Annotated in this window: 40 protein-coding genes; 23 read left to right on the top strand and 17 right to left on the bottom strand. The window is 55.5% G+C overall.

Features of this window, described 5'->3' with window-relative positions:
- The first annotated feature begins 32 nt into the window (after positions 1–32).
- A complete protein-coding gene (locus SYNCC9605_RS02630) occupies positions 33–947 on the top strand; it encodes an aspartoacylase (RefSeq protein WP_011363523.1) in 915 nt (304 codons plus the stop codon).
- Here SYNCC9605_RS02630 and SYNCC9605_RS02635 read toward each other — a convergent pair.
- Positions 944–1,270 (bottom strand): hypothetical protein, encoded by a 327-nt coding sequence (locus SYNCC9605_RS02635; protein ID WP_011363524.1) that lies wholly within the window; start codon positions 1,268–1,270, stop codon positions 944–946. The genes SYNCC9605_RS02630 and SYNCC9605_RS02635 overlap by 4 nt on opposite strands.
- 27 nt (positions 1,271–1,297) lie before the next feature.
- On the bottom strand, positions 1,298–1,426 hold the full coding sequence (locus tag SYNCC9605_RS15330) for a hypothetical protein (protein ID WP_255606441.1): 129 nt from the start codon (positions 1,424–1,426) through the stop codon (positions 1,298–1,300).
- A 205-nt stretch (positions 1,427–1,631) separates the two neighbouring features.
- Between SYNCC9605_RS15330 and psbA the strand changes: the two genes are divergently transcribed.
- Together psbA and alsS are read left to right on the top strand one after the other, a co-directional pair.
- On the top strand, positions 1,632–2,711 hold the full coding sequence (gene psbA / locus SYNCC9605_RS02640; protein WP_006850357.1) for a photosystem II q(b) protein: 1,080 nt from the start codon (positions 1,632–1,634) through the stop codon (positions 2,709–2,711).
- Between the two features lie 288 nt (positions 2,712–2,999).
- A complete protein-coding gene (gene alsS / locus SYNCC9605_RS02645; protein WP_011363525.1) occupies positions 3,000–4,646 on the top strand; it encodes an acetolactate synthase AlsS in 1,647 nt (548 codons plus the stop codon).
- A gap of 201 nt (positions 4,647–4,847) precedes the next feature.
- Here the strand turns inward: alsS and SYNCC9605_RS02650 are convergent, their stop codons facing one another.
- The gene (locus tag SYNCC9605_RS02650; protein WP_011363526.1) at positions 4,848–5,231 is read right to left on the bottom strand and encodes a carboxymuconolactone decarboxylase family protein; all 384 of its coding nucleotides are present in this window, start codon (positions 5,229–5,231) and stop codon (positions 4,848–4,850) included.
- 237 nt (positions 5,232–5,468) lie between these two features.
- Between SYNCC9605_RS02650 and SYNCC9605_RS13615 the strand changes: the two genes are divergently transcribed.
- The gene (locus SYNCC9605_RS13615) at positions 5,469–5,636 is read left to right on the top strand and encodes a YqaE/Pmp3 family membrane protein (protein WP_257929897.1); all 168 of its coding nucleotides are present in this window, start codon (positions 5,469–5,471) and stop codon (positions 5,634–5,636) included.
- 39 nt (positions 5,637–5,675) lie between these two features.
- On the opposite strand, the gene SYNCC9605_RS15335 is transcribed toward SYNCC9605_RS13615, so the two are convergent.
- The 4 genes from SYNCC9605_RS15335 to SYNCC9605_RS02665 all read right to left on the bottom strand — a co-directional run bounded on the left by SYNCC9605_RS15335 (position 5,676) and on the right by SYNCC9605_RS02665 (position 8,077).
- Positions 5,676–5,855, bottom strand: a complete 180-nt coding sequence (locus SYNCC9605_RS15335) for a hypothetical protein (protein WP_257929898.1) — start codon at positions 5,853–5,855, stop codon at positions 5,676–5,678.
- Between the two features lie 72 nt (positions 5,856–5,927).
- The gene (locus tag SYNCC9605_RS02655; protein WP_257929899.1) at positions 5,928–6,887 is read right to left on the bottom strand and encodes a DUF389 domain-containing protein; all 960 of its coding nucleotides are present in this window, start codon (positions 6,885–6,887) and stop codon (positions 5,928–5,930) included.
- A 13-nt stretch (positions 6,888–6,900) separates the two neighbouring features.
- Positions 6,901–7,695, bottom strand: a complete 795-nt coding sequence (locus SYNCC9605_RS02660; RefSeq protein ID WP_011363529.1) for a prohibitin family protein — start codon at positions 7,693–7,695, stop codon at positions 6,901–6,903.
- 103 nt (positions 7,696–7,798) lie between these two features.
- Positions 7,799–8,077, bottom strand: a complete 279-nt coding sequence (locus tag SYNCC9605_RS02665) for a hypothetical protein (protein ID WP_011363530.1) — start codon at positions 8,075–8,077, stop codon at positions 7,799–7,801.
- Between the two features lie 558 nt (positions 8,078–8,635).
- Between SYNCC9605_RS02665 and SYNCC9605_RS02670 the strand changes: the two genes are divergently transcribed.
- Entirely contained in the window at positions 8,636–8,929 is a 294-nt protein-coding gene (locus SYNCC9605_RS02670) for a hypothetical protein (protein ID WP_011363531.1), read from the top strand.
- Between the two features lie 6 nt (positions 8,930–8,935).
- On the opposite strand, the gene SYNCC9605_RS02675 is transcribed toward SYNCC9605_RS02670, so the two are convergent.
- Positions 8,936–9,232, bottom strand: coding sequence for a hypothetical protein (locus SYNCC9605_RS02675; RefSeq protein WP_011363532.1), 297 nt, complete (start codon positions 9,230–9,232; stop codon positions 8,936–8,938).
- Between the two features lie 107 nt (positions 9,233–9,339).
- Here SYNCC9605_RS02675 and SYNCC9605_RS02680 point away from each other — a divergent pair, with 107 nt between their 5' ends.
- From SYNCC9605_RS02680 to SYNCC9605_RS02700, 5 genes are all read left to right on the top strand, one after another.
- A complete protein-coding gene (locus SYNCC9605_RS02680) occupies positions 9,340–9,828 on the top strand; it encodes a hypothetical protein (RefSeq protein ID WP_257929900.1) in 489 nt (162 codons plus the stop codon).
- A 155-nt stretch (positions 9,829–9,983) separates the two neighbouring features.
- Positions 9,984–10,190: a hypothetical protein gene (locus tag SYNCC9605_RS02685; RefSeq protein ID WP_041434375.1), complete on the top strand. Its 207-nt coding sequence runs from the start codon at positions 9,984–9,986 to the stop codon at positions 10,188–10,190.
- Positions 10,191–10,271: 81 nt separating this feature from the next.
- Entirely contained in the window at positions 10,272–10,556 is a 285-nt protein-coding gene (locus tag SYNCC9605_RS02690) for a hypothetical protein (protein ID WP_083757049.1), read from the top strand.
- Positions 10,557–10,651: 95 nt separating this feature from the next.
- Positions 10,652–10,843 (top strand): hypothetical protein, encoded by a 192-nt coding sequence (locus SYNCC9605_RS02695; RefSeq protein WP_011363535.1) that lies wholly within the window; start codon positions 10,652–10,654, stop codon positions 10,841–10,843.
- A gap of 39 nt (positions 10,844–10,882) precedes the next feature.
- Entirely contained in the window at positions 10,883–11,200 is a 318-nt protein-coding gene (locus SYNCC9605_RS02700) for a DUF3288 family protein (RefSeq protein WP_011363536.1), read from the top strand.
- A gap of 567 nt (positions 11,201–11,767) precedes the next feature.
- Here the strand turns inward: SYNCC9605_RS02700 and SYNCC9605_RS02705 are convergent.
- Together SYNCC9605_RS02705 and SYNCC9605_RS15010 are read right to left on the bottom strand one after the other, a co-directional pair.
- The gene (locus SYNCC9605_RS02705; RefSeq protein WP_156782955.1) at positions 11,768–11,971 is read right to left on the bottom strand and encodes a hypothetical protein; all 204 of its coding nucleotides are present in this window, start codon (positions 11,969–11,971) and stop codon (positions 11,768–11,770) included.
- 120 nt (positions 11,972–12,091) lie between these two features.
- Entirely contained in the window at positions 12,092–12,235 is a 144-nt protein-coding gene (locus tag SYNCC9605_RS15010) for a hypothetical protein (protein ID WP_198002467.1), read from the bottom strand.
- Between the two features lie 167 nt (positions 12,236–12,402).
- Between SYNCC9605_RS15010 and SYNCC9605_RS02710 the strand changes: the two genes are divergently transcribed.
- The 5 genes from SYNCC9605_RS02710 to SYNCC9605_RS15015 all read left to right on the top strand — a co-directional run bounded on the left by SYNCC9605_RS02710 (position 12,403) and on the right by SYNCC9605_RS15015 (position 16,451).
- Positions 12,403–12,675 carry a DUF3303 domain-containing protein gene (locus SYNCC9605_RS02710; protein ID WP_041434379.1) on the top strand — a complete coding sequence of 91 codons (273 nt, stop codon included), beginning with the start codon at positions 12,403–12,405 and terminating at the stop codon, positions 12,673–12,675.
- A gap of 364 nt (positions 12,676–13,039) precedes the next feature.
- Entirely contained in the window at positions 13,040–13,270 is a 231-nt protein-coding gene (locus SYNCC9605_RS02715; protein WP_011363540.1) for a hypothetical protein, read from the top strand.
- A complete protein-coding gene (locus SYNCC9605_RS02720; RefSeq protein WP_011363541.1) occupies positions 13,270–13,455 on the top strand; it encodes a hypothetical protein in 186 nt (61 codons plus the stop codon). Before SYNCC9605_RS02715 ends, SYNCC9605_RS02720 begins: the two co-directional genes overlap by 1 nt.
- A gap of 1,131 nt (positions 13,456–14,586) precedes the next feature.
- Complete coding sequence (locus tag SYNCC9605_RS02725; RefSeq protein WP_011363542.1) at positions 14,587–14,787, top strand: hypothetical protein; 201 nt, start codon at positions 14,587–14,589, stop codon at positions 14,785–14,787.
- Between the two features lie 1,517 nt (positions 14,788–16,304).
- Entirely contained in the window at positions 16,305–16,451 is a 147-nt protein-coding gene (locus tag SYNCC9605_RS15015) for a hypothetical protein (RefSeq protein ID WP_198002468.1), read from the top strand.
- Between the two features lie 194 nt (positions 16,452–16,645).
- Here SYNCC9605_RS15015 and SYNCC9605_RS02740 read toward each other — a convergent pair whose 3' ends face one another.
- A complete protein-coding gene (locus tag SYNCC9605_RS02740) occupies positions 16,646–16,864 on the bottom strand; it encodes a hypothetical protein (protein ID WP_011363543.1) in 219 nt (72 codons plus the stop codon).
- A 221-nt stretch (positions 16,865–17,085) separates the two neighbouring features.
- Between SYNCC9605_RS02740 and SYNCC9605_RS02745 the strand changes: the two genes are divergently transcribed.
- The 4 genes from SYNCC9605_RS02745 (at position 17,086) to SYNCC9605_RS02760 (ending at position 18,763) form a co-directional block, all read left to right on the top strand.
- Positions 17,086–17,274, top strand: a complete 189-nt coding sequence (locus SYNCC9605_RS02745; RefSeq protein ID WP_041434385.1) for a hypothetical protein — start codon at positions 17,086–17,088, stop codon at positions 17,272–17,274.
- Complete coding sequence (locus SYNCC9605_RS02750) at positions 17,271–17,627, top strand: hypothetical protein (RefSeq protein ID WP_011363544.1); 357 nt, start codon at positions 17,271–17,273, stop codon at positions 17,625–17,627. The genes SYNCC9605_RS02745 and SYNCC9605_RS02750 overlap by 4 nt, the downstream gene beginning before the upstream one ends.
- 60 nt (positions 17,628–17,687) lie before the next feature.
- On the top strand, positions 17,688–18,071 hold the full coding sequence (locus tag SYNCC9605_RS02755) for a hypothetical protein (protein ID WP_011363545.1): 384 nt from the start codon (positions 17,688–17,690) through the stop codon (positions 18,069–18,071).
- 158 nt (positions 18,072–18,229) lie between these two features.
- Entirely contained in the window at positions 18,230–18,763 is a 534-nt protein-coding gene (locus SYNCC9605_RS02760) for a hypothetical protein (protein ID WP_156782956.1), read from the top strand.
- 97 nt (positions 18,764–18,860) lie between these two features.
- On the opposite strand, the gene SYNCC9605_RS02765 is transcribed toward SYNCC9605_RS02760, so the two are convergent.
- The 6 genes from SYNCC9605_RS02765 to SYNCC9605_RS02785 form a co-directional block, all read right to left on the bottom strand.
- Positions 18,861–19,376 (bottom strand): hypothetical protein, encoded by a 516-nt coding sequence (locus SYNCC9605_RS02765; protein WP_156782957.1) that lies wholly within the window; start codon positions 19,374–19,376, stop codon positions 18,861–18,863.
- The gene (locus SYNCC9605_RS02770; protein WP_156782958.1) at positions 19,307–20,083 is read right to left on the bottom strand and encodes a hypothetical protein; all 777 of its coding nucleotides are present in this window, start codon (positions 20,081–20,083) and stop codon (positions 19,307–19,309) included. The genes SYNCC9605_RS02765 and SYNCC9605_RS02770 overlap by 70 nt, the downstream gene beginning before the upstream one ends.
- A gap of 14 nt (positions 20,084–20,097) precedes the next feature.
- A complete protein-coding gene (locus SYNCC9605_RS02775) occupies positions 20,098–20,328 on the bottom strand; it encodes a hypothetical protein (protein ID WP_041434388.1) in 231 nt (76 codons plus the stop codon).
- A 123-nt stretch (positions 20,329–20,451) separates the two neighbouring features.
- Complete coding sequence (locus tag SYNCC9605_RS14430) at positions 20,452–20,652, bottom strand: hypothetical protein (protein WP_156782959.1); 201 nt, start codon at positions 20,650–20,652, stop codon at positions 20,452–20,454.
- Positions 20,653–20,815: 163 nt separating this feature from the next.
- On the bottom strand, positions 20,816–21,103 hold the full coding sequence (locus SYNCC9605_RS02780; protein WP_011363551.1) for a hypothetical protein: 288 nt from the start codon (positions 21,101–21,103) through the stop codon (positions 20,816–20,818).
- Positions 21,104–21,346: 243 nt separating this feature from the next.
- On the bottom strand, positions 21,347–21,625 hold the full coding sequence (locus tag SYNCC9605_RS02785; RefSeq protein WP_011363552.1) for a DUF3764 family protein: 279 nt from the start codon (positions 21,623–21,625) through the stop codon (positions 21,347–21,349).
- Between the two features lie 685 nt (positions 21,626–22,310).
- Here SYNCC9605_RS02785 and SYNCC9605_RS02790 point away from each other — a divergent pair.
- From SYNCC9605_RS02790 to SYNCC9605_RS15755, 4 genes are all read left to right on the top strand, one after another.
- Positions 22,311–22,583: a DUF1651 domain-containing protein gene (locus SYNCC9605_RS02790; RefSeq protein WP_041434390.1), complete on the top strand. Its 273-nt coding sequence runs from the start codon at positions 22,311–22,313 to the stop codon at positions 22,581–22,583.
- Between the two features lie 448 nt (positions 22,584–23,031).
- Positions 23,032–23,421, top strand: coding sequence for a putative quinol monooxygenase (locus SYNCC9605_RS02800; protein ID WP_011363554.1), 390 nt, complete (start codon positions 23,032–23,034; stop codon positions 23,419–23,421).
- 434 nt (positions 23,422–23,855) lie between these two features.
- Positions 23,856–24,032: a hypothetical protein gene (locus SYNCC9605_RS14435; protein ID WP_156782960.1), complete on the top strand. Its 177-nt coding sequence runs from the start codon at positions 23,856–23,858 to the stop codon at positions 24,030–24,032.
- A gap of 26 nt (positions 24,033–24,058) precedes the next feature.
- On the top strand, positions 24,059–24,229 hold the full coding sequence (locus tag SYNCC9605_RS15755) for a DUF1651 domain-containing protein (RefSeq protein ID WP_374699857.1): 171 nt from the start codon (positions 24,059–24,061) through the stop codon (positions 24,227–24,229).
- Positions 24,230–24,344: the final 115 nt, after the last annotated feature.

Below are 24,344 nucleotides of genomic sequence, written 5' to 3' on the forward strand. Positions count from 1 at the left end.
TGCTTCAGTCAGAACTTGGTTCGCTGTGGTCCATGAGTAGCTGTGGCGTTCTTGTGGTGGCCGGTACCCATGGGAATGAGGTGAATGCCCCTTGGTTGCTGCAGCAGTGGCAGGCCAACCCTGATCTGATCGACGCGGCTGGCTTGGCGGTCCAGAAGGTGATCGGCAACCCAGAAGCGTTGCGCCGCCGCTGCCGATACGTCGATCGTGATCTCAACCGCTGCTTCCTCCCGGAACAGCTGGAGCAGGGTGCCTCCGGATTGGAGTTCCAGCGTGCTGGGGAACTCCTGCGTTTGCATGGCCCCAGTGGCGAGCAGCCCTGTGCTGTGGCCATCGATCTGCACAGCACCACTGCGGCCATGGGCAATTCCCTTGTGGTGTACGGCCGGCGTCCCGCTGATCTCGCCCTCGCGGCTTTGGTGCAGGGAGCGCTCGGCCTGCCGATTTATCTGCACGAAGCCGATGCTCAGCAGACTGGCTTCCTTGTTGAATCCTGGCCCTGCGGACTGGTGATCGAGGTGGGGCCTGTGCCGCAAGGTCTGCTCAATGCCGGGGTCGTTGAACAGACCCGTCTTGGCTTGGAAAGCTGCCTCAGGGCCTTGTATCAGGTACGTCAGGAGTTAGCCCGGCTGCCGGATGCTCTGGTGGTGCACCGTCACTTGGGGAGTCGGGATCTTCCGAAGGCGGAGAACGGAGAGCCACAGGCCCTTGTGCATCCCGAACTGCAGGGCCGCGATTGGCAGAACATCGCCTCAACCCAGGCCATGTTTCGTGCTGCTGATGGGACCGACCGTTGTGAAGCTTGGGTTGGAGGGGAAATTCCGGTGTTTGTGAACGAAGCGGCCTACGCGGAGAAAAGCATTGCTTTCTCCCTCACCCGCCGGGAGGTTTGGCCTGTGGAGCCCAACTGGCTACTGGCCCTCAAACAGCTGCTCGCTGCGGCTTAACCGCAGGCCCACACACCCTTCCCTTCTTCTGAGCAGATCAGATTGCTCGTCTGACCATCAGCCCAGTACATCCGCAATCGGTCGTCCTCGGTGCCGATCCGCAGGGTGAGGGATCGCAGCGGGCCGGTTGGTGTCTTGCTGTCGGGGGCGCCGGCAGGTGACCTGAGTTCTTGCAGCTTCTGCTCCAGCTGGTTGATCCTTCGTTCCAGCTGTTCGATCGAAGCGCTAGCGCTTGGCTTGTCGTTGCTGGAGGGAACCACTCCACAGCTGCTCAGCCCAACTGAGGTCATCCCAAGGCAAATCAGAGGAATCAAACGCCGCATGGGCCAGTCCCGATTGGTCCCAGCCTCTCAGCAGATCTGGCCTTGGGCCAGTCGCTCACTCCAATACACCGTGGCACCTTGAGCCTCCAGCTCCAGTCGCCTGTGACGAGCCTGGTTCAGAGGAACGGTTTCCTCCAAGCGAAGGCCGGCTTGCATCCAGCGGATCAGAACCAAAAAGTGCCCTGGTGAGTCTCATGAATCTTAAGCCTTTTGGAAGTCTCGCTTTCCCCGCTTGGGGCGGCTAAGCGTTGGTTTCGCAATCTGTGGACACACAGCGCAAACTTCCTTTACACTCCCCACCAGGCAGGGCTCTCCTGCCCTTCCTTAAACCGTTCCTTCGGGGACATTTCTTTCCGTTCTCATGACCACCACCCTCCAGCAGCGCTCCGGCGCTTCCAGCTGGCAGGCCTTCTGTGAGTGGGTCACCTCCACCAACAACCGTCTGTACGTCGGTTGGTTCGGTGTGCTGATGATCCCCACACTGCTGGCTGCCACCATCTGCTTCGTCATCGCTTTCGTCGCCGCTCCTCCGGTCGACATCGATGGCATCCGTGAGCCCGTCGCTGGCTCCCTGATCTACGGCAACAACATCATCTCTGGTGCTGTTGTTCCTTCCAGCAACGCCATCGGCCTGCACTTCTACCCCATCTGGGAAGCTGCTTCCCTCGATGAGTGGCTGTACAACGGCGGCCCCTTCCAGCTGGTTGTTTTCCACTTCCTCATCGGCATCTACGCCTACATGGGTCGTGAGTGGGAACTCTCCTACCGCCTGGGCATGCGCCCCTGGATCTGCGTTGCCTACAGCGCACCTGTCGCTGCAGCCTCCGCTGTCTTCCTGGTTTACCCCTTCGGTCAGGGTTCTTTCTCTGACGCAATGCCCCTGGGCATCTCTGGCACCTTCAACTACATGTTGGTGTTCCAGGCCGAGCACAACATCCTGATGCACCCCTTCCACATGCTGGGCGTCGCAGGTGTTTTCGGCGGCAGCTTGTTCTCCGCCATGCACGGCTCCCTGGTGACTTCCTCCCTGGTGCGTGAAACCACCGAGAGCGAGTCTCAGAACTACGGCTACAAGTTTGGCCAAGAGGAAGAGACCTACAACATCGTGGCTGCCCACGGTTACTTCGGTCGCCTGATCTTCCAATACGCCTCCTTCAACAACAGCCGTAGCCTTCACTTCTTCCTGGCTGCCTGGCCTGTTGTCGGCATCTGGTTCACCGCCCTCGGCGTGTCAACCATGGCCTTCAACCTGAACGGCTTCAACTTCAACCAGTCCATCCTTGATGGTCAGGGCCGCGTCCTGAACACCTGGGCTGATGTGCTGAACCGTGCCGGCCTCGGCATGGAAGTGATGCACGAGCGCAACGCTCACAACTTCCCCCTCGACCTGGCTGCTGCTGAGTCCACTCCTGTGGCTCTGCAGGCTCCTGCCATCGGTTGATCTGGAATCAACAAACGATTCAGATCAACTGAATCGGAAAGCCCCCTCCTCGGAGGGGGCTTTTTGTTTTAACTTTTGCTACCCAAAAGCGGTGCTAAATAAGAAGAGATATGGATCTAAAACACTTTGAATGTCTCTATTATTAAGACTACAGAATTAATCTATTCTGAAAAAAGGCTCAACTAAAACTGCTCTCAGGTTCCGTGCCGGAGTCTCCAAAACTTTGATTCGAGGTTGAGGCCTACTGGTAAAGCTGTCCTGGGACTACACCATTTCTTCAAAACAAATATGAATGGCGCGGAATTCTTGGTGAAGGCCTTAGAAGCCCATGGTGTCACCCACGTGTTTGGTATTCCCGGCGCCAAAGTCGACAGCGTGTTCACGGCTTTGCTGGATTCACCCATCGAACTGGTGCTCTGCCGGCATGAGCAAAACGCGGCGTTTATGGCCCAGGCCTTTGGACGGCTCACCGGTCGCATTGGCGTGTGCCTTGCCACCTCAGGGCCAGGGGTAACCAACCTGGTCACTGGACTGGCCACCGCCACTACCGAGGGCGACCCCGTGCTGGCGATCGGAGGTGAGGTGCCCCTAGACGATCGCTACAAACACACCCATCAATCATTAGACGCTGTCGCGCTCATGCGACCGGTGACTCGCTTCTCACAATCGGCCCTAAATGCTCACGATCTGCCAGAGGTTTTGGGCAATGCGATTCGGGCTGCAGAGAAAGGGCGTCTCGGGGCCGCATTTTTGGGTTTACCCAAGGATGTCGGCCTCGCCAAGATTGATGCCGACCCTGCTGCGGGCTGGGGTCAACAAGTTCGTCAAGGGCCGAGTCACCCAGAAGATCTGAAAACAGCTGTAGATATTCTCAAAGATTTGCAACGTCCCTTGCTGTTGCTGGGCATGCAGGCCTCTGATCCGTGCATCAGCGAGGCGCTGCAAACTTATGTGCAGCGAAGTGGCATTCCATATTGCGCCACATTCCAGGGCCCGGGATGCTGGGTCGCTCCGGAGCAGTACGTGGGCAGACTTGGACTGTTCCGCAATCAACCTGCCGATGCTCTTCTAGATGCAGCCGACGGGGTGATCTGCATCGGCTTCGACCCGGTCGAATATGACCCGAGCATCTGGAACAGCGATCAACAGCGTCCGATTGTCAATGTAGATGTGCAGCCTGCGGATCAGGACAGGGCTTTTCTGCCCCGGGTGGAACTGATTGGTGATCTCCAGCAAACCCTCATCGCTTTGGCCACGTTGCCCAAGATGAGTGTTTCAGATGACTTCCTACAGCTGGAACAAGCCTACGCATCTGAACTTCAGGCAACAGCCGCAGAAGGCCTCTCTATGGGAGGTGCTGCTCCCGTGCATCCATTGCGATTGGTACACGAAATCAGCATTGTGACAACAGAGGACACAACGCTATGCCTTGATGTGGGCTCCCACTACATCTGGATGAACCGCTATGCACAGGCCGAGCGGGCCCGTCAGGTACTGGTCAGCAATGGACAGCAGACCCTGGGGGTTGCTCTTCCCTGGGCGATTGCAGCTGGCATGGTGAGGCATGGCTCGCCAGTGATCTCCGTGTCGGGCGACGGGGGCTTTCTGTTCACTGCAACCGAACTGGAAACGGCCATGCGCATGGGCAGCCGCTTTGTGCACGTGATCTGGAACAGTAATTCGTACAACATGGTGGAGTTCCAGGAGCAAGCCCACTACGGGAGGGTCTCCGGCATCCACCTGGGTGACTACGACGTGGTCAAATTTGCGGAATCCTTTGGCGCGAAGGGCTATACGATTAATCATGCCGACGAGCTCGGCCCCGTGCTTAGGGATGCCCTGAAGCAACCGGTGCCAGCCTTGATCAACGTGCCGGTGGATTACACCGACAACATTCAGCTGATGCAAAATGTCCATCAAGAATTCATTCATTAAGATTGCGGTGAGGACTCAACAAGCAAGCTGCCACTTGCTTGTTGAGTCCATTCGTATAGTTTGGCAAACTCAAGTTGTCAGCTGAGGCTGAAACCTCCAAGAGTTCAAGTTTCGGTTGAATCAGAAATTACCCTATTACACGAGTTTTTTGAACTAATCAGAGACTTCGTTAGTCAAAGTATAGCTGAACAAAATTTGCGTTCATTTTGTCGAATCGATCTCATCAAATACTTCCTTCGTGGCGAGTAAAGCGTTGGTTGCAGCGGGAAATCCACAATACGCAATCATCTGCGTGATGATTTCAAGAATCTCAGCTCGACTGCTTCCGGTATTAAGGGCCCCTTTGACGTGAACCTTGAGTTCTGGTAAGGCGAATCCTTGAACTGTTAGAGCAGCTACTGTGCAAAGCTCACGCGTTTTGTCGTCCAGGACATCTCTTCGGTAAAGCTCGCCAAAGGGAAACTCAACATTGACTTTGGCAAATTCTGGATAAATATCATGAATTGCGGCAATCCAATCGTCAGCTGCATCTCCAAAGTGAGATCGCATTTCGTTCATGCCGTTTATATACTCAGCGGATGCCATTGGCGCCTAAGATTTATTCCACATTTATAGCAAGATTAGCCAAATAAGCAAGAAGTAGATTGTTTATCCGTTCGTGAATCAACACACATCTGTGCCAAGTCTTTCCCGAAAGAGCAGCAGTTGGTGGCTTGATGTGTTGTTTAGTGCTGAGAATCTTTTACGCCAAATCCCCTTCGCAATTTTTACAATACCCCTTCTAGCGATCTTGCCGAAGAAAAATTTTTTGGGTGTGCCTCAATGAGCTGTGGAGACATCCATCGGCTCATCATTGCCTTGTGCATTCCACCTTTAGGCTTCTTCTCCAAGGTGGGATTGTCTCAGGACTTTTTTTGGATCAGCCTTGTAATCTATCCCTTTGCCGTGAATGGGCTCTATTTTAGGCGTGTGGCCAGCCACTGTGATTAAAGATCTATGTGTCATCCTGTCCCGCAAATAAAACGCTCTTTAGCAGTCTGTCTGTGAACAGACTTCCCTTTCGATAAAGTTTTTTGCTCTATCTTTGGGTTCATCTTCAAGCACTTGCGCCTGAACGAGGCTTGTATCCGCGTCGTTGAAGATTTGCTCGAGGTCAACCTCGATATCCACTTCAGTGCCTTCCACAACGCTCACATTGATGCGTTGCACTTGCATCTGCAGTTCAAGGCCAGGGAAATGCCCTGAAAGTCTGCTGTTGATCGTGTCTTGAATGTTCTGAAGCTACTTGTAACTCGGCAGCTTGGGGTCGAGTGATCGCACCACCACTTGGAAGCTTGGGGCTTGATTTTGTTCCCAGTAGTTGGGCCAGTCGAAGACAACCTTTTCCAGTTCCACGGCGTCGTTGGCGCCAAAGGTCAACGTTTCATTCTTGAGGTAGTAGCGGATCTCGGATTCAATCTGTTTTTGGGCAACCTCCGTATTCAGCTTGAATCGGTATTGGTCATACCTTCCATACAGTTTCTGACCGACAATTACGGCCAAACCCAATGCCAACAGCACGGGTAAGCGTGAGCGTCGTCGGCGCCTGAGTTTGTCGCGGAAGTACGGCTCACGAATCGCCAGCACTGTGATCCCCCCAATCAGAATTCCAAGCAGGTTGGCGGCATAGAGCAGTGCAGGACCCTGGGCACTGCTGATGTCTGGCCCCGAGAGCATCAATCCCATCACGCACACCGGCGGCACCAAGGCCACGGCAATTGCCATGCCAGCCATGGAGCTCACGGCACCGGGGTTGACCTTCGCGTAGGTCGCGATCGCACCTGCCGCCAGGGCGATTCCCAGATCAAACGTGTTGGGCTCTAGTCGGGCGATGATCTGTCCTGGCAAGGCTTCGACCACAAGCACGCCTTGAGTGCGTGCGATGAGGCCCAATCCCATCGACAGGATCAAGGTGATCCCTGCTCCGGCAACAAGGGTGATCAGTGATCGGGACAACAACCTGGCCTGCCCGATCAAAATCGCGAACACCGCCACCCGCAGCGGCAGAATCCATGGCGCCACAACCATGGCACCGATGATCACAGCATTGTTGTCGGCTACTAGACCCAGGCTGGCGATCAGGCTGGCGCCAATCGTCAGAACGATGAACGATTCGTTCAGCCGTTCTTCGCCGTCGTAACTGCGCTGCAGTTCTTCAAGACGATCTTGTTTTTCGAGAAGCGATTGTTGATCAACAACCACGGCTGGCGTTGATTCAGCTGCGTCGCCCCACAATTACTGGAGGTGTGCTGCCATTGCTGCCCGGAAGGGCCGGTACCACCTCCGTTTGCCCATCCCACTTGTCGAGGAACAGCTTGTAGAGCACCTGATCATCAAGACTGCGATTCAGGGTGTCGTAACGCAGGGCTTCCTGTTCAGCGATCTTCACTTCGGTCTGGGCGCGGAGCAGTTGTTGCTCGGCGATCTGTTTCTGTTCAATGGCGGCGCGATATTCCTCGGCGATCTGCAGGCCTGTGAGGTCCAGACCGCGCACTTCCACATAATCAAACTTGTCCAGCTCTTCGGCAACCGTGCGCTCCACCAGGGCGGAGATGTCGTTCCATTCGGTGGCAATGGTGACCAGCTCGTACTGGGAGAAGACCGACTTCAGGGCTTTCAGCAATGACGGCTGAATGATGCGGGGATAGATCTCACGGTCATTGCCGGCGATCGTTCGGTAGATCCGTCCGGCTTCGTTGAGACGAACCGCGTATTTCACAGTTGCGGTGGCTTCAATCACTTGGAGGTCTTTGGTGAGGGTGGCAAATTCCTCCGGTTTGACCTGGGTGCGGACATCAAAGGGATACACCGATTGAACGAAAGGCACCTTGAGATTGAGGCCGGGCAGTCGAGATCCTCCGCTCACCTTGCCCAAGGTGGTGACCACGGCAACCTTGCCGGCTGGAACGATGAACAGAGCCTGCCCCAACAACAGCAGTGCGCTGAGAACGATGGCAACCACGACGGCGAGGCTGTTGGCGGGATCGTTGATCCGTCGTGGGGTCTGCATGATTCGGCTTTATCCTGACTTGATGATGTCGGTTTTGTTCTTACGCCGTTGGCTCAGTGACTGCTTCTCCGCCAAACCGACATCATCAGGATCAGACGGATGTTCAGTTCAACCAGAGCGCTTTGAAAGCGCTTGGGTGGGGATCTCGCATGGTCATCGAGGTCTCGCGGATGAAGGTGATGCAGGCTTTGGATCCGTCAAAGACCTTCTCTTTGATCATCATCTCCATGGCTTGCTGAAGCGTTTTTCCTTCTTTGATGCTGGTGTCGATGATCTTCACCGCTTTGGCGGGCTCACAAGGACCCATCTCCAGAGCTCCTGCCGCAGACGAGAGCAGACTTAGAGCAATCGAGAGAGGCAGCAGTCCGTTGAGGGAACGCATCAGCCGGGATCCTGTGATGGATGCACGGAGCTTATGGTGTGGGTCTGTAGGGATCTGACTCGTTTCTCACGGAGTTGTTGTCTGATCCCACTGGGCTGGGTCAGAACCAAAGAAAGCTCCAGTCCACTCAGATCAATGAACAAAGTTGTGCTCCTTTGGCTCAGCTCCGCTGTGCAGACGCGCTCCTTGGATGCAAAGGCTCTCCAGACAGGTCTGCCTTGTTGAGGAACAAGCCATAAAAAAACCTCCGTTGAACGGAGGATTAGGCCAAGTAATCCCCATCACCTGGCATTCCAATAAGTGTAGTGCTTCTCGTCAAGTTTGCGCAGCAGAGCCACCACATCTGGTGGATTGAATTTCACAAGACATCGCTTGGCGGCGTTTTATCCACAGGAAGGTGGATAACTTTGACGAACTGCGTTGTCGCCGTTTCTTCAAAAGGCCTGCAATCACTGGATCGTTCAGGTAGGTTGTGGATATCCCCATCACCCGGCCGCCCATATATGGCGGCTTTTTTGTGCCCGTGCTGCCAGTGTGGGCCCGTATTCCACAAGCCCTATGACGGTGAATCGGGAGCAGGCCAGGGATGCACTGGCGACACTTCTCGAGGTTTTCGCAGGGCCGAACTACTCGGGTGCGTTGCGCGATGGTGATCTCACCACCCGCCTCGAACGATGCACCGGTTGGGTGAAGGCTGAAGCCTCTGAGGCGGCATCCCTGATCGAGTCATGTGTTCCTCATGGCAAGCCAATGCTTGCCCAGGCGCAGCAACGCCTGGCTGTTCTGGAATCGTTGAAGACCTTGCAAGAGGTTGCCGTCAACCATTTCGGCCCCCTCGAAGATCCCAGCTAAGGGGCGTCAGTCGCGACGCAGCCAGGGCGAGGCATTGCTGAACCAGTCGCCGAGATCATCCTCTGGATGTTCAGGGTCGTCTGGATTGCGTCGCCCCAGATCGAGATTGGCCATTAAGCCGTCGAGCCCTTGTTGCGTGCCTTCCCGTTGAAAACGCTGCGCTCTGCTCACCCACGTGCTGACGCTGCGATCGCGTTCGGCAAATTTTTGAAGGTAGACGCGTTCCTGGAGGGATACGAACTCACCCTGGGCCAGACGGCTGCAGATGTTTTGCAGTTTCAAGCGTGTTGATGTGGTCAGCATGATCGGTTCACCTTTTTCAGGTGATAGGGAGTCGCGACCCTGGCGTCAGTGGCTCAAGGCACCATTTGTTGGACTGGTGCATGGCCTGGTTTTCATATCCTGACGGGATGGAACACGAGGAAGCCCAGAGCCTGAGGCCGATTTCATCGGATTCGCCCTGGTTGGAGCGCTGCGGCACCTTGTTGCGTCCGCAGGGCGACCCTGCAATGTTCGGTCCCGCTGATGCAGATCTGTATTTCGCTGCAGATGGCCTGCCACGCTTCTACGTGATGCGGATCCGCCGCCGGCCTCCCGTGCTCAAGTCGATGACGCGGCACTATCGCGTGAGCCAATGTTTGGGGTCTGCCGATGCACAGCCCTGGTGGCTGGCCATGGCTCCTTCAACGGATTCAGGCTGTCCGCCTGCCGTATCCTCCATCGCTCTGATCAAGTTTCAAGCAGGTGAAGCCTTCAAGCTGCATCCCGGGACGTGGCATGCAGGCCCTTTTGTTCAGGAGCAATCAGCGCTGTTTTTCAACCTTGAATTGAGAACGACCAATGAAGACGACCATAATTCGCTCGCATTGCCGCAGCTTTTGCGGTTGAACTTGATTTAATTGCCTCTCGCTGTTGCGTGATGAACAGCGCAACCGGGCTTGGGTGCCCTATATTTAGTTTGTAGCAACTGCTACAAACGTTCACTTCGCTACACAGCGAAGCGCAGTTCGACTCAGGGCATGGAACGGGGCCTGAGCTTTCTACGAGGAACACTATGAATGCTCTTCAGCTTCTGAAGCAGCGTGAGCTGCGCGTGCAGCTCCGCAACAGCTCCAAAAAGGCCGTAGCTCGCGGATCCGAATCTAGCGACTACACCTCTGCCCATCTCTCTCCCGTCAAGCTGGCGAAAGAGAAGGTTGCTCCAACTCAGTTGAAATACCGAGGCGTGACCTACGAGGCCATGCGTGCCAATTGGCTCTGACCCCTGTTTCATTCAAGGGATGACGCCCCACTTCGGTGGGGCTTTTTGTTTGGATGGACTGATCGTGTGTGCAAGTCGACAGTGGCCTTTGATGTTGCGACCACTGGATCAATGTCGTATCTGGATGTCAGGGATCAATTGCCATCGATTGACCCTGAAAATCTTTCACCGCAGGACGTTCTGACCATTCTTCTGCATCTGTTCCAGCAGCAGCCCGGGTTTGTTGACCGGGGCCATGAGGTCAACAACAAAGAGACAGCTTGGGTGAATGGCTTTCTCTTTCGTCTTCAGAATGACGCCACAGCTGAGCGTCTTTCCATAGAGGAAGTTGGTTCAAGCGTCGACAAAATCTCGGCTTTACGCTGATTACAACAGCTGATCAAGTGATCCCAACGAGTTTCTGTTGATCCTGCACAGAACCCGTGTGCCCCTCGAGCCTTTGTTCAGTTCGAGTCAAGCGCATGTTTGCGGTTCAAGAGCTAACTGTTGAAGGTTGGTCCAACCGTGCCGAGCACGCTTCAAAAGACAACGCGTTCTGGCATGCCCGTGCCCGCAGTGATGCTGATGGGCATACATATCGCCTGATCAGCGAGGAGAACCATGTTGTGTGCCTGCTCACCAGTCGTGGTTCTGAGTGCTGGGAGCTCGACTGATCCGCTGCTCTGGTCGTCCTGTTCAGGCATGATTGGTTGATGAGCGACGACACGCAACAAACCCATCCGCTTTACGCCATCGATCGCGACCAGATCGATGCTGTTTTGGGTCACGAGGGCACGCCAGGTCCGCAGCAGTTGACAACGATTGCTGCATTGTTTTCTCGCTATGCGGATTTTCCTGGCGCTGAAGATATTCGCGATGATCTTCAAAAATGTCTCACGCTATGGGGATTATCGCGCGACGAGTTGAATCTTAAGACGCGGGAAATCTGGGAAAGTGGTTGGCGGCCTGGGCAAGATCCCGTGGCTGAGGGTGTTGGTTCTGGGGCCGATGTTGAAGATGCAGATGCTTGATGCTTGTCTGCATGGCTTTTCCTGAAGTGTTGAACGTGAGCCTGAGATGAGACCAGGCTGTTGCTGTTTCAGGGTGATCAGCCAAAGAGGAAGGCCGCCCTTCCCGGTGGAAAGACGGCCTAACTCGCTCGTTTGTGCATCGTTCAACCCATCACTTCAGCGAAGAAAAGAAAGGGTCGAAGCGTCTGGCTCGAGGCGCCCTGGGGCCATGGGCTCGAGGTGTTGGGTCGTTTTCTCCACTTGCACCTGAGACGGTGCAAGTGGAGCGTCGATTGGCGTGGCGGACCATTGCGTGCCCACTAAAGGACCAACCCAGATCATTGTTGAGACTGTTGGAGCAGGGGCCAGAAAGTCAGTCTGCTTCTTTGGTCTGCTGGGGTGGAGTGTCGTCCGTCATGGGCTCCTCCGATCTCGATGCCCATAGTTTTGTGCCTTCTGGGCACAAAGTCATCAGCATTAAGGCGCATTGCCTCGAGGGCCTGAACGATCGATTGTTGGGATGGCATGCCTTTCAGTCGACTGAAGCGGGCGCTTGATCTTGCGTGGATCCGGGGGCAAGCGATCTCATCAGACCCCGGTCTGGTGGTCGACATCTCTTGAGGCTCGTTCTTCCTCGGTGAGGTACTCCTCGATGAGGGGGGAGCTTTCACCCCGCTGAACGGCGGCGATCTCCCGTTCGATGTTCTGAATGAACAGCTCGTTTCCGTTCCGCTTGGCCACCGCAAGCACCCGTTCGAGGCGTTCCAGTTCCGCCTGCTGCTCGTTATTCATCCCATGGAACATCAGTCACTGCCCACGCTGGCAGGGTTGGATCCATAACGCTGAACAAGCTGGCCCGACGTGCGGCTGATTTCGATGGAGTTTTGATCTGAGGCTGATGTCAAAACCCGCTTAAGCAGCCTCTGATTCCGCCTCCTTAAACAGAACTTTGAGTTGATCGAGCTCAACCATCAGATATTGAATTTCAAGCCAGTCTGTCGACAGGTCAATGGCGGTTTCCAGGCGGTCGATCTGACGCTTGAGAAGCTCCGGCATTCCGCCATCTGGCTGTATGGCTCCCAAGTAACCGCGCTTGACGCTGGATGCAAGACGACTGCCGATGACGATTGAGGGATGGGCCTGCAGCGTTCCATCCCTCCGTGTTCGCCCTCACAGACAAGCTGTCTGGTCTGTGGGAATGTTCGTTGGCTTCAACACCTTCCATGACCTTTTTGATGCACTGGTCGTTCAAGACCGGCTACCACGAAATTGCTGCCAAGAAGTTCCTGTCAACGGGTGCGCCTTTCCCTGAGTGCAAGTCCTGGAAGCGTTGGCATGCCCCTGGCTCGGTTGAAGGCTGGATCCTCGTGGAGGCCGACACCGCCGATGCCTGTTACGAGCATGCCGCCGAGTGGGCCGAGTGCCTTGACTGGGAGGTCACCCCAGTGCTGTCAGATGAGCAGGCTGGCCCCCTGATTGCCAAGGCCTACAGCTGAGCATCTGATGGGAGCGATGCCCCTCAACAATCCGAGGGGCTTCATAACCCGTTTGAACCATTCCAAGACGTTTTCGTTGGAGTGGCTTCTTCGTCGACGCCCCCTGATGGATTCGAACCATCGACCGACTGCTAAGAAGGCAGTAAGTCCTGGTGCCTAAACCCATTGCAGTGACTGGGATTTATGGGGTGGCAGCTGGTCGCTTAGAGCCAGAATTAGAACCAATGTGATTAGCCCTGATCAAGCAGCTCTAGATCCAGCGCGAGCAGCTGCCTGGGCTGCGCTTGCTCATTCAGATTTTTCGATTTTGGCCATTGTCTGCGGCCGATTTCGGCCCGATATTGGAAGCCGCAGCAGGCTTCCGATGCCCTCACCTCAGCCGATCATTCACGCAATGACTGAGGTGAACAAAAAGCTGCAGGTGCATTTTCAGCACCTCTCCAACCCTGAGCTGGATGCTTCGGATCGCGAAACGATCGGCATCCATGCAGCCGAGGGGGTGCGTCGTGGCTTCACCGTGATGGTGCTGCATCAGCGGTTCTTCAACCTGATGCTGGATGAGCTGGAGCAGGAAGCCCTGGCAGTGCAGAGCTGATGGCTGAGCCGATGAAACCCAGGGCTCTGACCTACACCGAAATGATGAACGGCGGCCGCCAGCAGATGGACGAGGCTGAGCACGCCCGCGAGCAACAGCTGAAGCAGCGGGTAGATGCCCTGCAGAAGGACGTTGATCAGCTGGAGAAATCGCTCGAGGGCGGTAGCGAAAGCGCCAGTTCGTAATCGGTAGCTAAAAACATCTGGCTACCCCTGAAGACTAGTGATTGCTCCTCTGTCGTCAGTGCTGGCGAGAATTATGCGGTTTTTCTCATTGCCTAAATCACGTGGTGCTGACTGGCATATGCCGGTCGGCGGCAGCGAGCTTTTCGGGGTTGTCGATATTCGAGCCAATGACCGTTTGCCCAAGTGAGGGCACTAACTCCATTCCGCTGGATAGAGCCGTGTCTTAGTCGCGCTGAGGCCAGGGGTGTCCTCAATGAGCTGCTGTGCGGCCCACATACCCCTGACTACGCGGCAGACACCTTCTTGATCGCAGACCCTGTAGTACTCGAAGCCCTGTGGAGCGGTGGTGAGTTTGGTTGCTCTCATGATCGTTATCCCTGCTAATCCAATAAGTAGGCAGCAGGGCGGGACCTGGCTGAGTAACTCGAGACAGAACGTTAGTCTCGTTACAAATCCTTGGTTGTCTTAACGACTGCGCCAAGAGGTATCAATCCCTTGTTATGCCGTTGCCTTAACAACAAAAGTCATGACAAGGACTGCAATCGCGACAGTGCCACCGAAGTAGGCAACGTTCGTGTGGAGTCCTTTCATTCAGCAATTGCGGATTCAGTGAGTCTGCTGTTTTTCCTCTGGCCGATGGCTAAGGCTTAACGCCTAAATCCGCCCCAAAGAGGAAGGCCGCCCCTTCCAGATGGAAGAGACGGCCTAACTCGCTCGTTTATGCATTGCAGTCGACCTAGTCAGTACGTGTTGCCTTTGGGGATCTCCTTGGCAATGGGCCTGAGAGAGGAAGGTCGAAGCGTCTGGCTTGTGGCAACCCTGGGGCCATTTGGACCAGGTGTGAAGCGGGACTCCTACGGGGCACCTAGACGAACGGTGCAGAGGAGTGTCGACTGATCAGACGCACATCAGTGTCGTCACAGACGAGGCGCTCACGGTTGGGTTGAAAAGTTGGAGCAGGGGCCAGAAAAGTCAGGCTGCTTCTGCGATTTGCTCAGGTGGGGTTCGGCCGTCATGGGCTCCTCCGATCTCGATGCACACACTCTCGGAAGCGGTGGAGCATCAGGCAATCAGCTGTCGTGCTCATTGCCTTCTGGGCCGAATCGGTCGATTTTGGAACCGGCGTGCTGAATGCTGACTGTGTTTCGTCTCAGTGCAGCGGAAAGGCGTTTCGCCCTCACTTCCTTTGCCGTGAAGGTTGCGATTTTTTGGATTGCTCAGTTGATGGTCTGCGTGTTGGATCCGCGTCGGCTGGTGTGCGGTGTCGTAGAGAAGGGGTTCCTGCCCTGCCTGATCAGCTTTGCGGTGATGGATTTTCTGGTGATCCCGTAGCTGAGGTGTCGCTGGGACCGCTAGCCCCGTTGCTCGACCACGTTTGCCTGAATGGTGCGGGGAAGAGTCCTTGCGGCCCTCGATTCCCCTGTTGTCAGGAAGGAGGCCAAGTGGTCCTCGACTCCCAGGTGCAGACCCCTCTTGGCCTGCAGGGTCAAGATGCGCTTGCCATCTAGTCGGTCTAACGAAGCCCCCAGTTTTCTTCAGGGGGCCTTCGCCCCTCAGTCGCCATCGTTATTCGTCTGATTGTCCTTTGAGAAAAACTCTCTAGCGAGGGCTCTGGCGTCCAGTCCAGCCAGCGTTCGTCTTTTGTCAGGCTCTCAAGCCGCACATCCCCCATTCGAGGTATAAGTTCTGCCGAACTACTTCTTCCCGACTTTCTAGTCGACTAGTTCCGTGTCCTTACGGACAAGCCAATCGCTCTCGTCCGCGAACTTTTTATCTATCCGGCGCCGAGTCTCTACAACGTGGCGATGTTGTGCCCACAACTTCACCACGAACTTCGCGAGCCGCTCCTTTCGATCACCAAGCTGCTCAGGCAGCGAAGGATCTTGTTCGGTCACTTCTGGAAAACCGGCGCTCATGGAGATCGATTGGTCGAACTCAACAGATAGCTAGATGTGCCATTGAGAGCCACATCCCAATGAGAAGCCCCCGCCAAAGGCAGGGGCCACAGAACGCGTTTCAGGAGTGTCACCTTGTTTCCACTCCCGTGAGGCGCCTCCTCACAAGATCAAGTTGGCAACGCCACTGGAATTGCGACTACAAAAGTGGACAGCTGCTGACTCGTCCAGGAGGACGCCTTCGATCGTCGGCAGCAGAGAGACGACAACGGCTTGTCGATCAGTCAGGCTCCCATAGCGGCTCTTTCCAGTTGTCTGGCTTGGGCCAAGGGCAAGCCTTCAAGCGGTCTCCCCAGAAGAGGTTGGCGGCTTCCGTAATGATCTGAAGGTTGCCTGGGTGCTCTTGGGCCTCCAAGCTTGAGCGGGAGCATGTGATCGACGTGCAGGTCGCCTGGCATTGCTTCCGCAGCAAGCCTGCTTAAGCGGTGAATCGCTTAAGCCCCTGCTGTGACTTGGGTTTTGGCGACGCCCCCTGATGGATTCGAACCATCGACCGACTGCTTAGAAGGCAAAAAAAATCTCAGTTGGCTTTTGACTTTTTCAAGCTATGACTGGGATCGTGGCTTTCAACGATGTGCAATGCCGTCAATGAAACCCGCGAAACTGGCCCCGTTTTGAGGGCTGGGGCCAGTTTGATGACGCCAAATCCGATCGACCGAATGCTTGGGTGGCAGTAGAGCCTTCACTCGTTTTCGCTTGTTGGCGTAGCGAGGTTTTTGCTGGCCTGATCCCTGCAGGCAGTTTTTGGCCTTTGGTCCGAGGATGATGACCATAGATATTTATGCTCCCTGGTCGATTGCTGCTGGTCCCTTAGTTTCAGCTGGTACTCAGATCTGTCGGCCCTCTTTCGATCGCGCAAGGCCCTGAGCCTGCAGCTGTCGAGAACGCCATTTCATGACTGACCGCACTTACAGCATTTCCGCTGCACTGCGCGAAGCGCAGCTGCAGCGCATCGAAGCCTCCCTGGCCTGCAAGCCAGCACCCATCCCTCAGGCGACAACACGCCTCGTCAAAGACAAGGACGCAAAGACAAGCGACTAATAGCAACTGTACCCACGCATTCCTTGATCAGATCGGCATATTTATGGACATCCGCCACACGCCGGTGTCCTTAATAGTCCTGCCGTGGAGTTACTGGTCTCGATCCTGCTTGGGGTTGCCCTGGCTTGGCTGATCACCCGGATGATCATCTTCCTTAGTGATAGTGCCCGCTGCTTAGGCCGTGCCTCGAAGGATTAACGCAGTCTCGGCGGCAGCTCTAAGGCATCAAGACGCTCCAGGATCATCGCCTTCATGATCCGGTCGCTATGGACCTGCAGATGAGTGCCGAAGAGCCGCAAAAGCAGTGCGGCCAGGTCTGGATCTGATGTTTCCCAGGCGTCCTGCCATGGCCCAGAGAGGGCTTCAAGATCGGCGAACGCCTGCTGACAGCTCAGCTCAACGCTGATGGGCATCCCTTGGTTGGTGGGGGGCTCTTCAGATGCTGGGGATGATTTGAGCTTCAGGACAGGGAAGGATTCCTAAAGAGGTTCAGGCGAGCTTATGTAATCAGTTGCCTAAGAGATTCAGAGCCTGGGAATTCGCCACAAATATCCCTCAACTGAGGGATGTGGGGTGACGGGTATCCCTGTGACTGTGAACGCAGAGAAAACAAGACCAATCACGTGACTGATTAATGACGAATTCAGATTTCGCCTACGTCGCTCTGCCGTCTCATTCCAATGAGGCCTGGCTTGAGCCTCAACAAAACCTCATCCCAGCTGAACCACAAAAAGATCTACTGGGCCAACTACTCCGTGCTGCCGTCAGCCCTTTCGCTCACGTCGCCGTTCTCTTCATCGTCCTCACCGGCATTGACCAATGACCAGCATCAAAGAAGCCCAATTCCCCGCAACTCCTTCTTCAGGCGAACTCCGCAAAAAATACGGAGAGCTTCGTGAAGCTGCGCAGTTCCTCAGCCGCAGCCGGGGTCAGTACAAAGGCCAAGTGACACGCCTCACCACCCGCATCACCGAGATGGAGTGTGAGCTGCGTCAGTTCGCATCAGCTGCTGAGATGACTCTCCGTCAAAAAGCAGAACTCGACAACCTGCTTCTCAATACCACGACGTCTTTGAAGGCTTTGAGATCGCCGGTGATGAGCTGGAGGACGCATGGAACAACTATCAGGGACGCGTCTGGCGTGGCAATGCCATCGGTCAGTTGCTCGAGTCCGTGACCCGCTTCATCCATCAGTGGCTTGCAGCCAAAAAAGCCAAGCGTGAACTGGAGGGAACCAATGAATCTGCGTAGCGTCATCGAGCGTTCTGTTGAAGCAGATCGCACCCTTGCTCGGCTTGTTGGTCAGCACATTGACGACAGCGCAAAAGGGCTTCGTGAGCTGAAAGACATCAGCACCAAAGAAGAAGCCGCTGAGACCTATCAGCTGGTTGGCACTGCTTTAGGGCCTGCCTCTTTTGACGAGCTGAACGCACTCACTGACAAGCGCCTGCGGCAAATGCTTACGGCCCAGAAAATCCCTGGCCGTGGTGCCAAGGGCATGAAGAAAGCTGACCGCATCCAGCTGTTACTGGATCACAAGGCGCCAATGCTCCCGAGCTACGAACAGCTCCTTCGCTTCTGGTACGACCAAAGCGCGCCTCAGATCATCACTGCTCGCTAAACCCAACCAAGGAACAACCAATCAAAATCATCACCGCAATCACCCCCGCAACTCTTGCTGTTGCAGCACCTGCTCAAGCCCAATGGGAAACATTCGACGGCCTATGCGGTAGCTCACGCACCAAGTGCCAAGTCAAATTTGACGGCGAGAAGATGACCATGCCTGGTGTCGTCATCTACGCCGAAGACGTTGTCGCCTGGAACATGTCCGACAACACGATACAACGCAGTTACCACGGCTGGTTTGGCGCCAAGAGCTTTTATAGCCCTAACGAAGACCAGCGCTTCTTCATCAAGTACATGGGCGACGACGGCACTCGCCAATTGGTCCAAGTTGCTTTCCTAAATCACAAGCCCGCTCGAAGCTTCATCAACATGATGGGCCTCTGGTCTGGTCTGGAATCTGAGAACCTCAGAACCACTATCACTGCAGACAAGCGAACAGCTGTAAAAGACCCAGGCACTGTCAAACCCTTTGAAGACGTAACCACCAGCCCTAACGCTCAAAACAAGGGTGCTCACAACCTTGGGCAGGGAAGCGTGCCTGCAAAGCGCTACCGCAAAACACCAAAGCCCCAGCTCAAAGCCTGCTGGTCTGTACATCTCGAAGCCAACCCTTCAATGAAGGTCTGGGCTGACTCCAACCCAGAAGCAGCTGAGAAGGTGAAGTCCAAGAAATACGACGACTGCTGATCACTACCCATAAACACAACCAACGGCAGCCAGAACTCCCGCTGGGTCATCTCACTGCTCAATCGCACATGCGCGCCAAGGTTGATTTGTATGGCGTTCACCAAACCTGTCCCAAGCGGCTTTGGGAACTGCCCATCTTCCACTTGGTTCGATACCACTGCACCCAATACCGAACCGCATCGAGCGAGTGGTTGGCGCAGCCATCGGCAATCCGCTCCACATCACGCGGGTGGCGGGGCAGCGTCGGCCAGGTCGCCATCAATCCCTCGCACGCCCGGGTCCACAACAGCCATGGCGTCTCCGCATCGCACCCAGCGGCATGAAGCATCGTCCGCACCAAGGCCAATCCATTGGCCTCACGGGCGTTCATCTTCCCGGCGCGGCGCAGGGGGCAGCCCGCAGCTTTGAAGTCACCAGCTGTTGAACCGCGAGCACTGCCGGTGGCGTTGAACACGGCATCGTCCGCAATCACCTTCGTGGTGCCCGGCCGCAGGTTCCAACGGGCCAGCCACTCGATGATTCCCGTCGCCTGCTCGGCGTTGCTCAGGTATTGCCCACGGCTCCAGTCCCGTTGCCCACCAACAGTGCTGGCCGCCACATAGAACTCATCCAACAACCAGATCGAACCCCTGGGGGTGCCGGCTGGTTCCGGTAGGCAGAGATACGCCACGGTCGGGGCGCCATCGCCACAAACGCCCGCTTCAGCTCCTCCGGTGGCACCCCACCAGGCCGCACATCCCGCAGGCTGCGGCGCATCCCGTAACTGCTCCCGAAGAACGCTCCAGCGATGTCGACATCGAGGCGGCCATGGAGCCAGGCATCGAGCAACGCCGAGTCATCGGCGCACGCAACCTTGATGTTCCGGATGTATTGATCCAGATCCAGGTGCTGGTTACTGGCCGCCGTGAAGCTGGCGAAGATGCAGTGCTTGCCCAGATCCTCTAAGAACCGGGAGGCCTTCCCCGCCTCCGGATAGCCAGCGGGGATTCCATACCGGGCTTGCAGCACCGGGTGAAACGGACCCCCGGGGTTGCCCAGCAGGATCGTTCTTGTCGGGACCCCAGCCGGACCCCTCAACGTCGCCGCTGATGAGTCAATGAACCCGGCGTCGAAGTGGTTTCCCACCTCATCGTGGATGGCACAAATGAAGCTCCGGCCCTGCAGCCTCGCCAGCGCTCGCACCTGCTCTGCCGGCCCCGCGCCGGTATACGCCAACTCCACCCGCCCGAACGGCATTTCCTTCCCGCCAACCCGGAAGGTCATGTCGCTGCCGGAATACGTCTTCCCCGGGAACGCCACCGGGAGATAACGCCACAGCAATCACTGCAGTTCAGTCAGGCCTGATACGTCGTTCTGGTGATCAGACAGGAATAACGCTCCTTCCAATGTGCAGCGTCCCGCGCCACCAGCATCACGATCTCCCAGCTCTTACCCGTGCCCCTGGCCGAGATGACGCACAGGTCATCCCCGAACGGGGCGTCGAGCATCAGCTGCTGCGTCAGCGTCGGATCCTTGATTTCAGGCCCTGCGGCTGTTGCTGGGGCTTGCGTCGGTGTTACTGCCATGCACCAGTCTGGCCAGCGCAAATTGCAGCTTTATGGCAACAAAAAACCCCGCCTTGCGACGGGATAAAGCATATTGCGCATCTATAGCCTTCTCAATGTTGACTTAGATACGCAAACTCAATGTCAAAAATTGTGGCGGAAGGATCCCTTTGGAGTAGAGACGTCTGCTTTCGCTGAAGAGAACTTGGGAAGAGCTAACCTTGGGAATCCAATCGAGGGAATTTCAAAATTAAATTCTTCTGATATTGACTTCACAGCCTCAAAAATAATGAAACCTGCGACACCGACCATCACAACTGCAAACAAAATGGTGTTGAGTTCCATGAGAAAATTGCCGAGGAAGCTATTAAAGCCTCAACAATCCGAAACAGAGAGCGTGTAAAGCTTAGCAACTGATTACAAAATTAAATAGGTATTTACGCTTATTCGCTTTTTGCTTGCCTGGGACGCGAAGACCCCGATTTGCGACGGGGTGATTTAGCTTATTTCAAATAAAATTACATACATCAGCTACAATCCTAGATTCAAAAATGTTATTTGGCTCCCTCCATTCACCCCATTTCATTTCGTCGTCGGTAGAGTTAAAAACTCTGCCCTCGCATACAACTGCCACATGCAGTTTTTGTTTTTGATCCCTTTCGGCTGGAATTACGATTGACTGGCCCATCTTTCTTGCCCGCGTGAAATCAAGAGTTAGCGCTCCATATCCCCGCACCTCCGCTTCTGCAGTAAAAGCAAGCAGGAGACTCGCTGCGACGAATAGAAAGCGTTTCATGGAGCCGATTTATTGAATCTATGTATATTGCAAAGCATTTGTATTGGTTGATGCAATTGCTACCGATATTCAATAGCTAAAAATGAATTGCTCGCGTTGATTTGCACTTGGGAGCGGCGAGGTCACCTAGCGAAAGGGTGGCTTCGCTTGCCTAGAAAAAAGCCCTCGAACAACGAAACCTGGCCGAGGGCTTCCCCCAACTAAGGCAAAATTATGGCAAATGACACAGGGGAGTTGAGGGTCTTATGCAAGCCAACGAGTGATCACGGTGCCTTCATAGACGTGACCCGAAGCTTCAACAATTGGCTTGGTCTCTGGGTTCGTGAAGATGTTGTAGAGGACGTCCTCGGGTCCTTGAAACATTACTGTCGCTCTTTGGGGGTCGTCCTTGCAGACGCCAATAAAGAAGGTCTTGACCCCCATCTCGCCAAACATCGCTTGCTGCTCAGGAGCATTCATATGTGCGCGATATTCCTCAAACGTGTTGCTGAGCTTGAAGTCCAGAACAGTTGTCTCAGTCATGGTTTGAGTGGTTCTAGTTCGCAATAGAACTGTTTTAACCAGCTTCAGGTGCCCAGCCCACTTCCTTCTTCCAGGTGGGGGCCCAGAGCTTGCAGCGCTTCTTTAATGCTGCCCCTGCTGCAGCTGCTTCTGCCTGAGGTTGCAACCCAACATCGTGTGGCAATTCTGACAGTTGTCAGGGAGAAGGAGGCAGCCCTAAGCCTCCCCTCCGCTACGGCAAGAAAGACCCCTGGTGCAGCTCTCAACTCCAGAGGCTGAGCTCTCCTCGCCGACTCCAAGTTGATGCACCTGTGTGACCAAGCTGCGATCGGCAGGCACGGGGTTCATGACCAGGTCCAACTCGCAGGCCAACCCGCCTCAGTAGCAAGTGATGCGTCAGGCCATTGGTACCAGGGTCACGATTGCACCGCTCGCAGTTGATTTGCAGCCTCTGAGAGCGGCGTCGTCACCTCTGTGCAGGGGGTGGCTTCGCTTGGCTAATCGCAGACAGGGTGATCCGGCCAGCCGTCGGAACAGATCACCCGAGCCGTAGTCCGCCCCACATCTGGCCGACTCGTCTCATCTCCACCGATAGCCAAGAGAGAGAACTGGGTCATCCCGCTTCAGGAGCCCAGCCCACTTCCTTTTGCCAGGTGGGTCTTTTTCTATCTGCCGTGAGTGTTCCCCGCTCGCCAGACTTCGCTCCATGGCGAATAAGGACCGCAGCTTTCACGAAGCGCCAGAAAAGCCCGGTGGTGAGGGTCGGCTCTACTCCGAACAGCATCAGAAGCTCTGTCACTTCAAACTCTCCATGGCCACGGTCCACGCGCAGTGGGTAGAGGTCCGCACCTTCAGCTGGATCCCGCCACGCTCACCCGTCCCGATGACCCAGCGGCGGTTGCTGCGGCACAACGCGATTAAGGCTTGGCAGACGATGCAGAAGACGGGCTGGAGGCGCTGCCCGCCGCCTGTGCGTTAACTCGCGCATACCAGGGATTGAATGGAGGTTTCGACCTCCGACTTCAAGGGCTCAACCCACCCTCGCTAGATGAAAGGCGGTTGAGTAAGGGAACGAAAACCCCGTCTCCATAACACTTAGCTCTTGTTCTGCCGAGTAAAGAGTTCTTGTGATGCGGCAGTTGTTTTCACCGTCGCAAACAATGAATTGGCCGTCCTCGGTCTTTTGGATCGAGGCGCCGTGAGGTGTCTCAACGATGAGGTTTGATTTCGCCATGGATGAAGCCTCGACATACATGTGATGGCTCAGCTCAGCTCGTTCTGACGTATCCAAGAGCACCGACTTTGCAAACAGCAATGATGCCCGCTGTCTTAAGGGGTAAGACACGCTGGAGGCGCTGCCCACTTCCTATCAGGTGAGCAGACACCTGCCTAAATCCATGGAACACTCAGCCATCGCTTGAGATCAGATGGCCAGCTTTGATAAGTCCACACCGTTCATGTTGCTGGCGCGAATCCACGTCAAGCCAGGTTGTGTTGACCAGTACCTCGAGCTCGCCCGCGTCACCGACGAGGCCGTTCAGACATCTGAGCCAGGAATGATTCACCACACCTTTGATCAGGATCCAGAAGATCCCCAGGCATTCGTGTGGTCAGAGGTCTACGCCAACGATGAGGCGTTCAGTGCCCATGTTTCTAACCCTCCAGTTCAGGAGTATCTGCAAAAGCATGTGGAGCTTGGAGATGGGTTCAGCGTTGAGGTCTACGGCACGATTGGTGATGAATGCCGCCAGTTAATGGAGTCGTTTGGACTTCCGCTCAAGATCTTTGAAACCAAGCTCGGCTACAGCAGGGTTTAAGAGTGCTGGCTCCGATGCCGGCCACCCGTGCGGTGATTAGCGAATAACCATCTTCTGAACAGGGCAGTGTTCATTCGCCATCTGTCGTAAGACCGCAGCGACTCCATGAGCGTTGCGGAATGCTTGGTAGACAGCCAATTGAGTGTTCAGGTCTTGGCAGCTCTTGCTTTTGTGATCCATTTGGTCAGTTCAGAGAACTGACTTAACGCTGGCCTTGGTTCGCGGCAATTGAAGTGTGATCTGGCACCAATTGTTGACTACTGCTGTCGCTGCATTTCTCTCCTTGTGTGCAATCCCTGGCCAGAGTTGCGCAGCGACCGCCAGGAGGGCTATCAAGTACGTGTAGCGACCGCTACCAAACGTTCACCTCGCTTCTGTGGGGCGCAGCTCAATCCAAGCCATGGAACGGGGGCTTGGACTCTGCAGGAGCTGTGATGACCACGTTGTATTGGAACGGTTCAGCATTTGCACCAGTGAATAAGACCGCCGCCAAAAAAGAGGCCGCCTTATTGCGTCTGGAAGCAGCTTTCATGGGTGCCGATGCCATTCCCTCACAGAAGCATCGAGGGTTGATGTATCTCCGCCAAAACGGATTCGCAGCAACCCGCTGAACATCCCAGCGCTCTTTTTGGCACCGGTGGTTCGTCGGTGGGAGTCATTAGCTGACCTCCTGCAGCCGCATCCGTCGGTTCTGCTCCTGCACCCGGCGCCGATGACCCAGCGACGGATGCTTCGCCACAACGCCATCGAGGCCTGGGGAACGATGCAGAAGACCGGCTGGGTTAGGTGCCGGCCACCGGTGCGGTGATCAGGCAGCGCCCTGATTGGCCTCAAATTGCTTACTAAGCAGCGCCTCATTGATTGACTGACCCCAGGGGGTCTGCTGGGCATGAAAAAGGCCCCTGCGAGAGGAGCTTGTCTTC

Source organism: Synechococcus sp. CC9605, assembly GCF_000012625.1.
Taxonomy (GTDB): Bacteria; Cyanobacteriota; Cyanobacteriia; order PCC-6307; family Cyanobiaceae; genus Parasynechococcus.

What these genes read in the sequence shown, in the direction of transcription:
- SYNCC9605_RS02630 (WP_011363523.1), top strand. Translation starts at nt 33, where the DNA reads ATGAGTAGCTGTGGCGTTCTTGTGGTGGCCGGTACCCATGGGAATGAG.
- SYNCC9605_RS02635 (WP_011363524.1), bottom strand. Translation starts at nt 1,270, where the DNA reads ATGCGGCGTTTGATTCCTCTGATTTGCCTTGGGATGACCTCAGTTGGG.
- SYNCC9605_RS15330 (WP_255606441.1), bottom strand. Translation starts at nt 1,426, where the DNA reads ATGCAAGCCGGCCTTCGCTTGGAGGAAACCGTTCCTCTGAACCAGGCT.
- psbA (WP_006850357.1), top strand. Translation starts at nt 1,632, where the DNA reads ATGACCACCACCCTCCAGCAGCGCTCCGGCGCTTCCAGCTGGCAGGCC.
- alsS (WP_011363525.1), top strand. Translation starts at nt 3,000, where the DNA reads ATGAATGGCGCGGAATTCTTGGTGAAGGCCTTAGAAGCCCATGGTGTC.
- SYNCC9605_RS02650 (WP_011363526.1), bottom strand. Translation starts at nt 5,231, where the DNA reads ATGGCATCCGCTGAGTATATAAACGGCATGAACGAAATGCGATCTCAC.
- SYNCC9605_RS13615 (WP_257929897.1), top strand. Translation starts at nt 5,469, where the DNA reads ATGAGCTGTGGAGACATCCATCGGCTCATCATTGCCTTGTGCATTCCA.
- SYNCC9605_RS02660 (WP_011363529.1), bottom strand. Translation starts at nt 7,695, where the DNA reads ATGCAGACCCCACGACGGATCAACGATCCCGCCAACAGCCTCGCCGTC.
- SYNCC9605_RS02665 (WP_011363530.1), bottom strand. Translation starts at nt 8,077, where the DNA reads ATGCGTTCCCTCAACGGACTGCTGCCTCTCTCGATTGCTCTAAGTCTG.
- SYNCC9605_RS02670 (WP_011363531.1), top strand. Translation starts at nt 8,636, where the DNA reads ATGACGGTGAATCGGGAGCAGGCCAGGGATGCACTGGCGACACTTCTC.
- SYNCC9605_RS02675 (WP_011363532.1), bottom strand. Translation starts at nt 9,232, where the DNA reads ATGCTGACCACATCAACACGCTTGAAACTGCAAAACATCTGCAGCCGT.
- SYNCC9605_RS02680 (WP_257929900.1), top strand. Translation starts at nt 9,340, where the DNA reads ATGGAACACGAGGAAGCCCAGAGCCTGAGGCCGATTTCATCGGATTCG.
- SYNCC9605_RS02685 (WP_041434375.1), top strand. Translation starts at nt 9,984, where the DNA reads ATGAATGCTCTTCAGCTTCTGAAGCAGCGTGAGCTGCGCGTGCAGCTC.
- SYNCC9605_RS02695 (WP_011363535.1), top strand. Translation starts at nt 10,652, where the DNA reads ATGTTTGCGGTTCAAGAGCTAACTGTTGAAGGTTGGTCCAACCGTGCC.
- SYNCC9605_RS02700 (WP_011363536.1), top strand. Translation starts at nt 10,883, where the DNA reads ATGAGCGACGACACGCAACAAACCCATCCGCTTTACGCCATCGATCGC.
- SYNCC9605_RS02705 (WP_156782955.1), bottom strand. Translation starts at nt 11,971, where the DNA reads ATGAATAACGAGCAGCAGGCGGAACTGGAACGCCTCGAACGGGTGCTT.
- SYNCC9605_RS15010 (WP_198002467.1), bottom strand. Translation starts at nt 12,235, where the DNA reads ATGCCGGAGCTTCTCAAGCGTCAGATCGACCGCCTGGAAACCGCCATT.
- SYNCC9605_RS02710 (WP_041434379.1), top strand. Translation starts at nt 12,403, where the DNA reads ATGACCTTTTTGATGCACTGGTCGTTCAAGACCGGCTACCACGAAATT.
- SYNCC9605_RS02715 (WP_011363540.1), top strand. Translation starts at nt 13,040, where the DNA reads ATGCCCTCACCTCAGCCGATCATTCACGCAATGACTGAGGTGAACAAA.
- SYNCC9605_RS02720 (WP_011363541.1), top strand. Translation starts at nt 13,270, where the DNA reads ATGGCTGAGCCGATGAAACCCAGGGCTCTGACCTACACCGAAATGATG.
- SYNCC9605_RS02725 (WP_011363542.1), top strand. Translation starts at nt 14,587, where the DNA reads ATGCTGACTGTGTTTCGTCTCAGTGCAGCGGAAAGGCGTTTCGCCCTC.
- SYNCC9605_RS15015 (WP_198002468.1), top strand. Translation starts at nt 16,305, where the DNA reads ATGACTGACCGCACTTACAGCATTTCCGCTGCACTGCGCGAAGCGCAG.
- SYNCC9605_RS02740 (WP_011363543.1), bottom strand. Translation starts at nt 16,864, where the DNA reads ATGCCCATCAGCGTTGAGCTGAGCTGTCAGCAGGCGTTCGCCGATCTT.
- SYNCC9605_RS02745 (WP_041434385.1), top strand. Translation starts at nt 17,086, where the DNA reads ATGACGAATTCAGATTTCGCCTACGTCGCTCTGCCGTCTCATTCCAAT.
- SYNCC9605_RS02750 (WP_011363544.1), top strand. Translation starts at nt 17,271, where the DNA reads ATGACCAGCATCAAAGAAGCCCAATTCCCCGCAACTCCTTCTTCAGGC.
- SYNCC9605_RS02755 (WP_011363545.1), top strand. Translation starts at nt 17,688, where the DNA reads ATGAATCTGCGTAGCGTCATCGAGCGTTCTGTTGAAGCAGATCGCACC.
- SYNCC9605_RS02760 (WP_156782956.1), top strand. Translation starts at nt 18,230, where the DNA reads ATGCCTGGTGTCGTCATCTACGCCGAAGACGTTGTCGCCTGGAACATG.
- SYNCC9605_RS02775 (WP_041434388.1), bottom strand. Translation starts at nt 20,328, where the DNA reads ATGGCAGTAACACCGACGCAAGCCCCAGCAACAGCCGCAGGGCCTGAA.
- SYNCC9605_RS14430 (WP_156782959.1), bottom strand. Translation starts at nt 20,652, where the DNA reads ATGGAACTCAACACCATTTTGTTTGCAGTTGTGATGGTCGGTGTCGCA.
- SYNCC9605_RS02780 (WP_011363551.1), bottom strand. Translation starts at nt 21,103, where the DNA reads ATGAAACGCTTTCTATTCGTCGCAGCGAGTCTCCTGCTTGCTTTTACT.
- SYNCC9605_RS02785 (WP_011363552.1), bottom strand. Translation starts at nt 21,625, where the DNA reads ATGACTGAGACAACTGTTCTGGACTTCAAGCTCAGCAACACGTTTGAG.
- SYNCC9605_RS02790 (WP_041434390.1), top strand. Translation starts at nt 22,311, where the DNA reads ATGGCGAATAAGGACCGCAGCTTTCACGAAGCGCCAGAAAAGCCCGGT.
- SYNCC9605_RS02800 (WP_011363554.1), top strand. Translation starts at nt 23,032, where the DNA reads ATGGCCAGCTTTGATAAGTCCACACCGTTCATGTTGCTGGCGCGAATC.
- SYNCC9605_RS14435 (WP_156782960.1), top strand. Translation starts at nt 23,856, where the DNA reads ATGACCACGTTGTATTGGAACGGTTCAGCATTTGCACCAGTGAATAAG.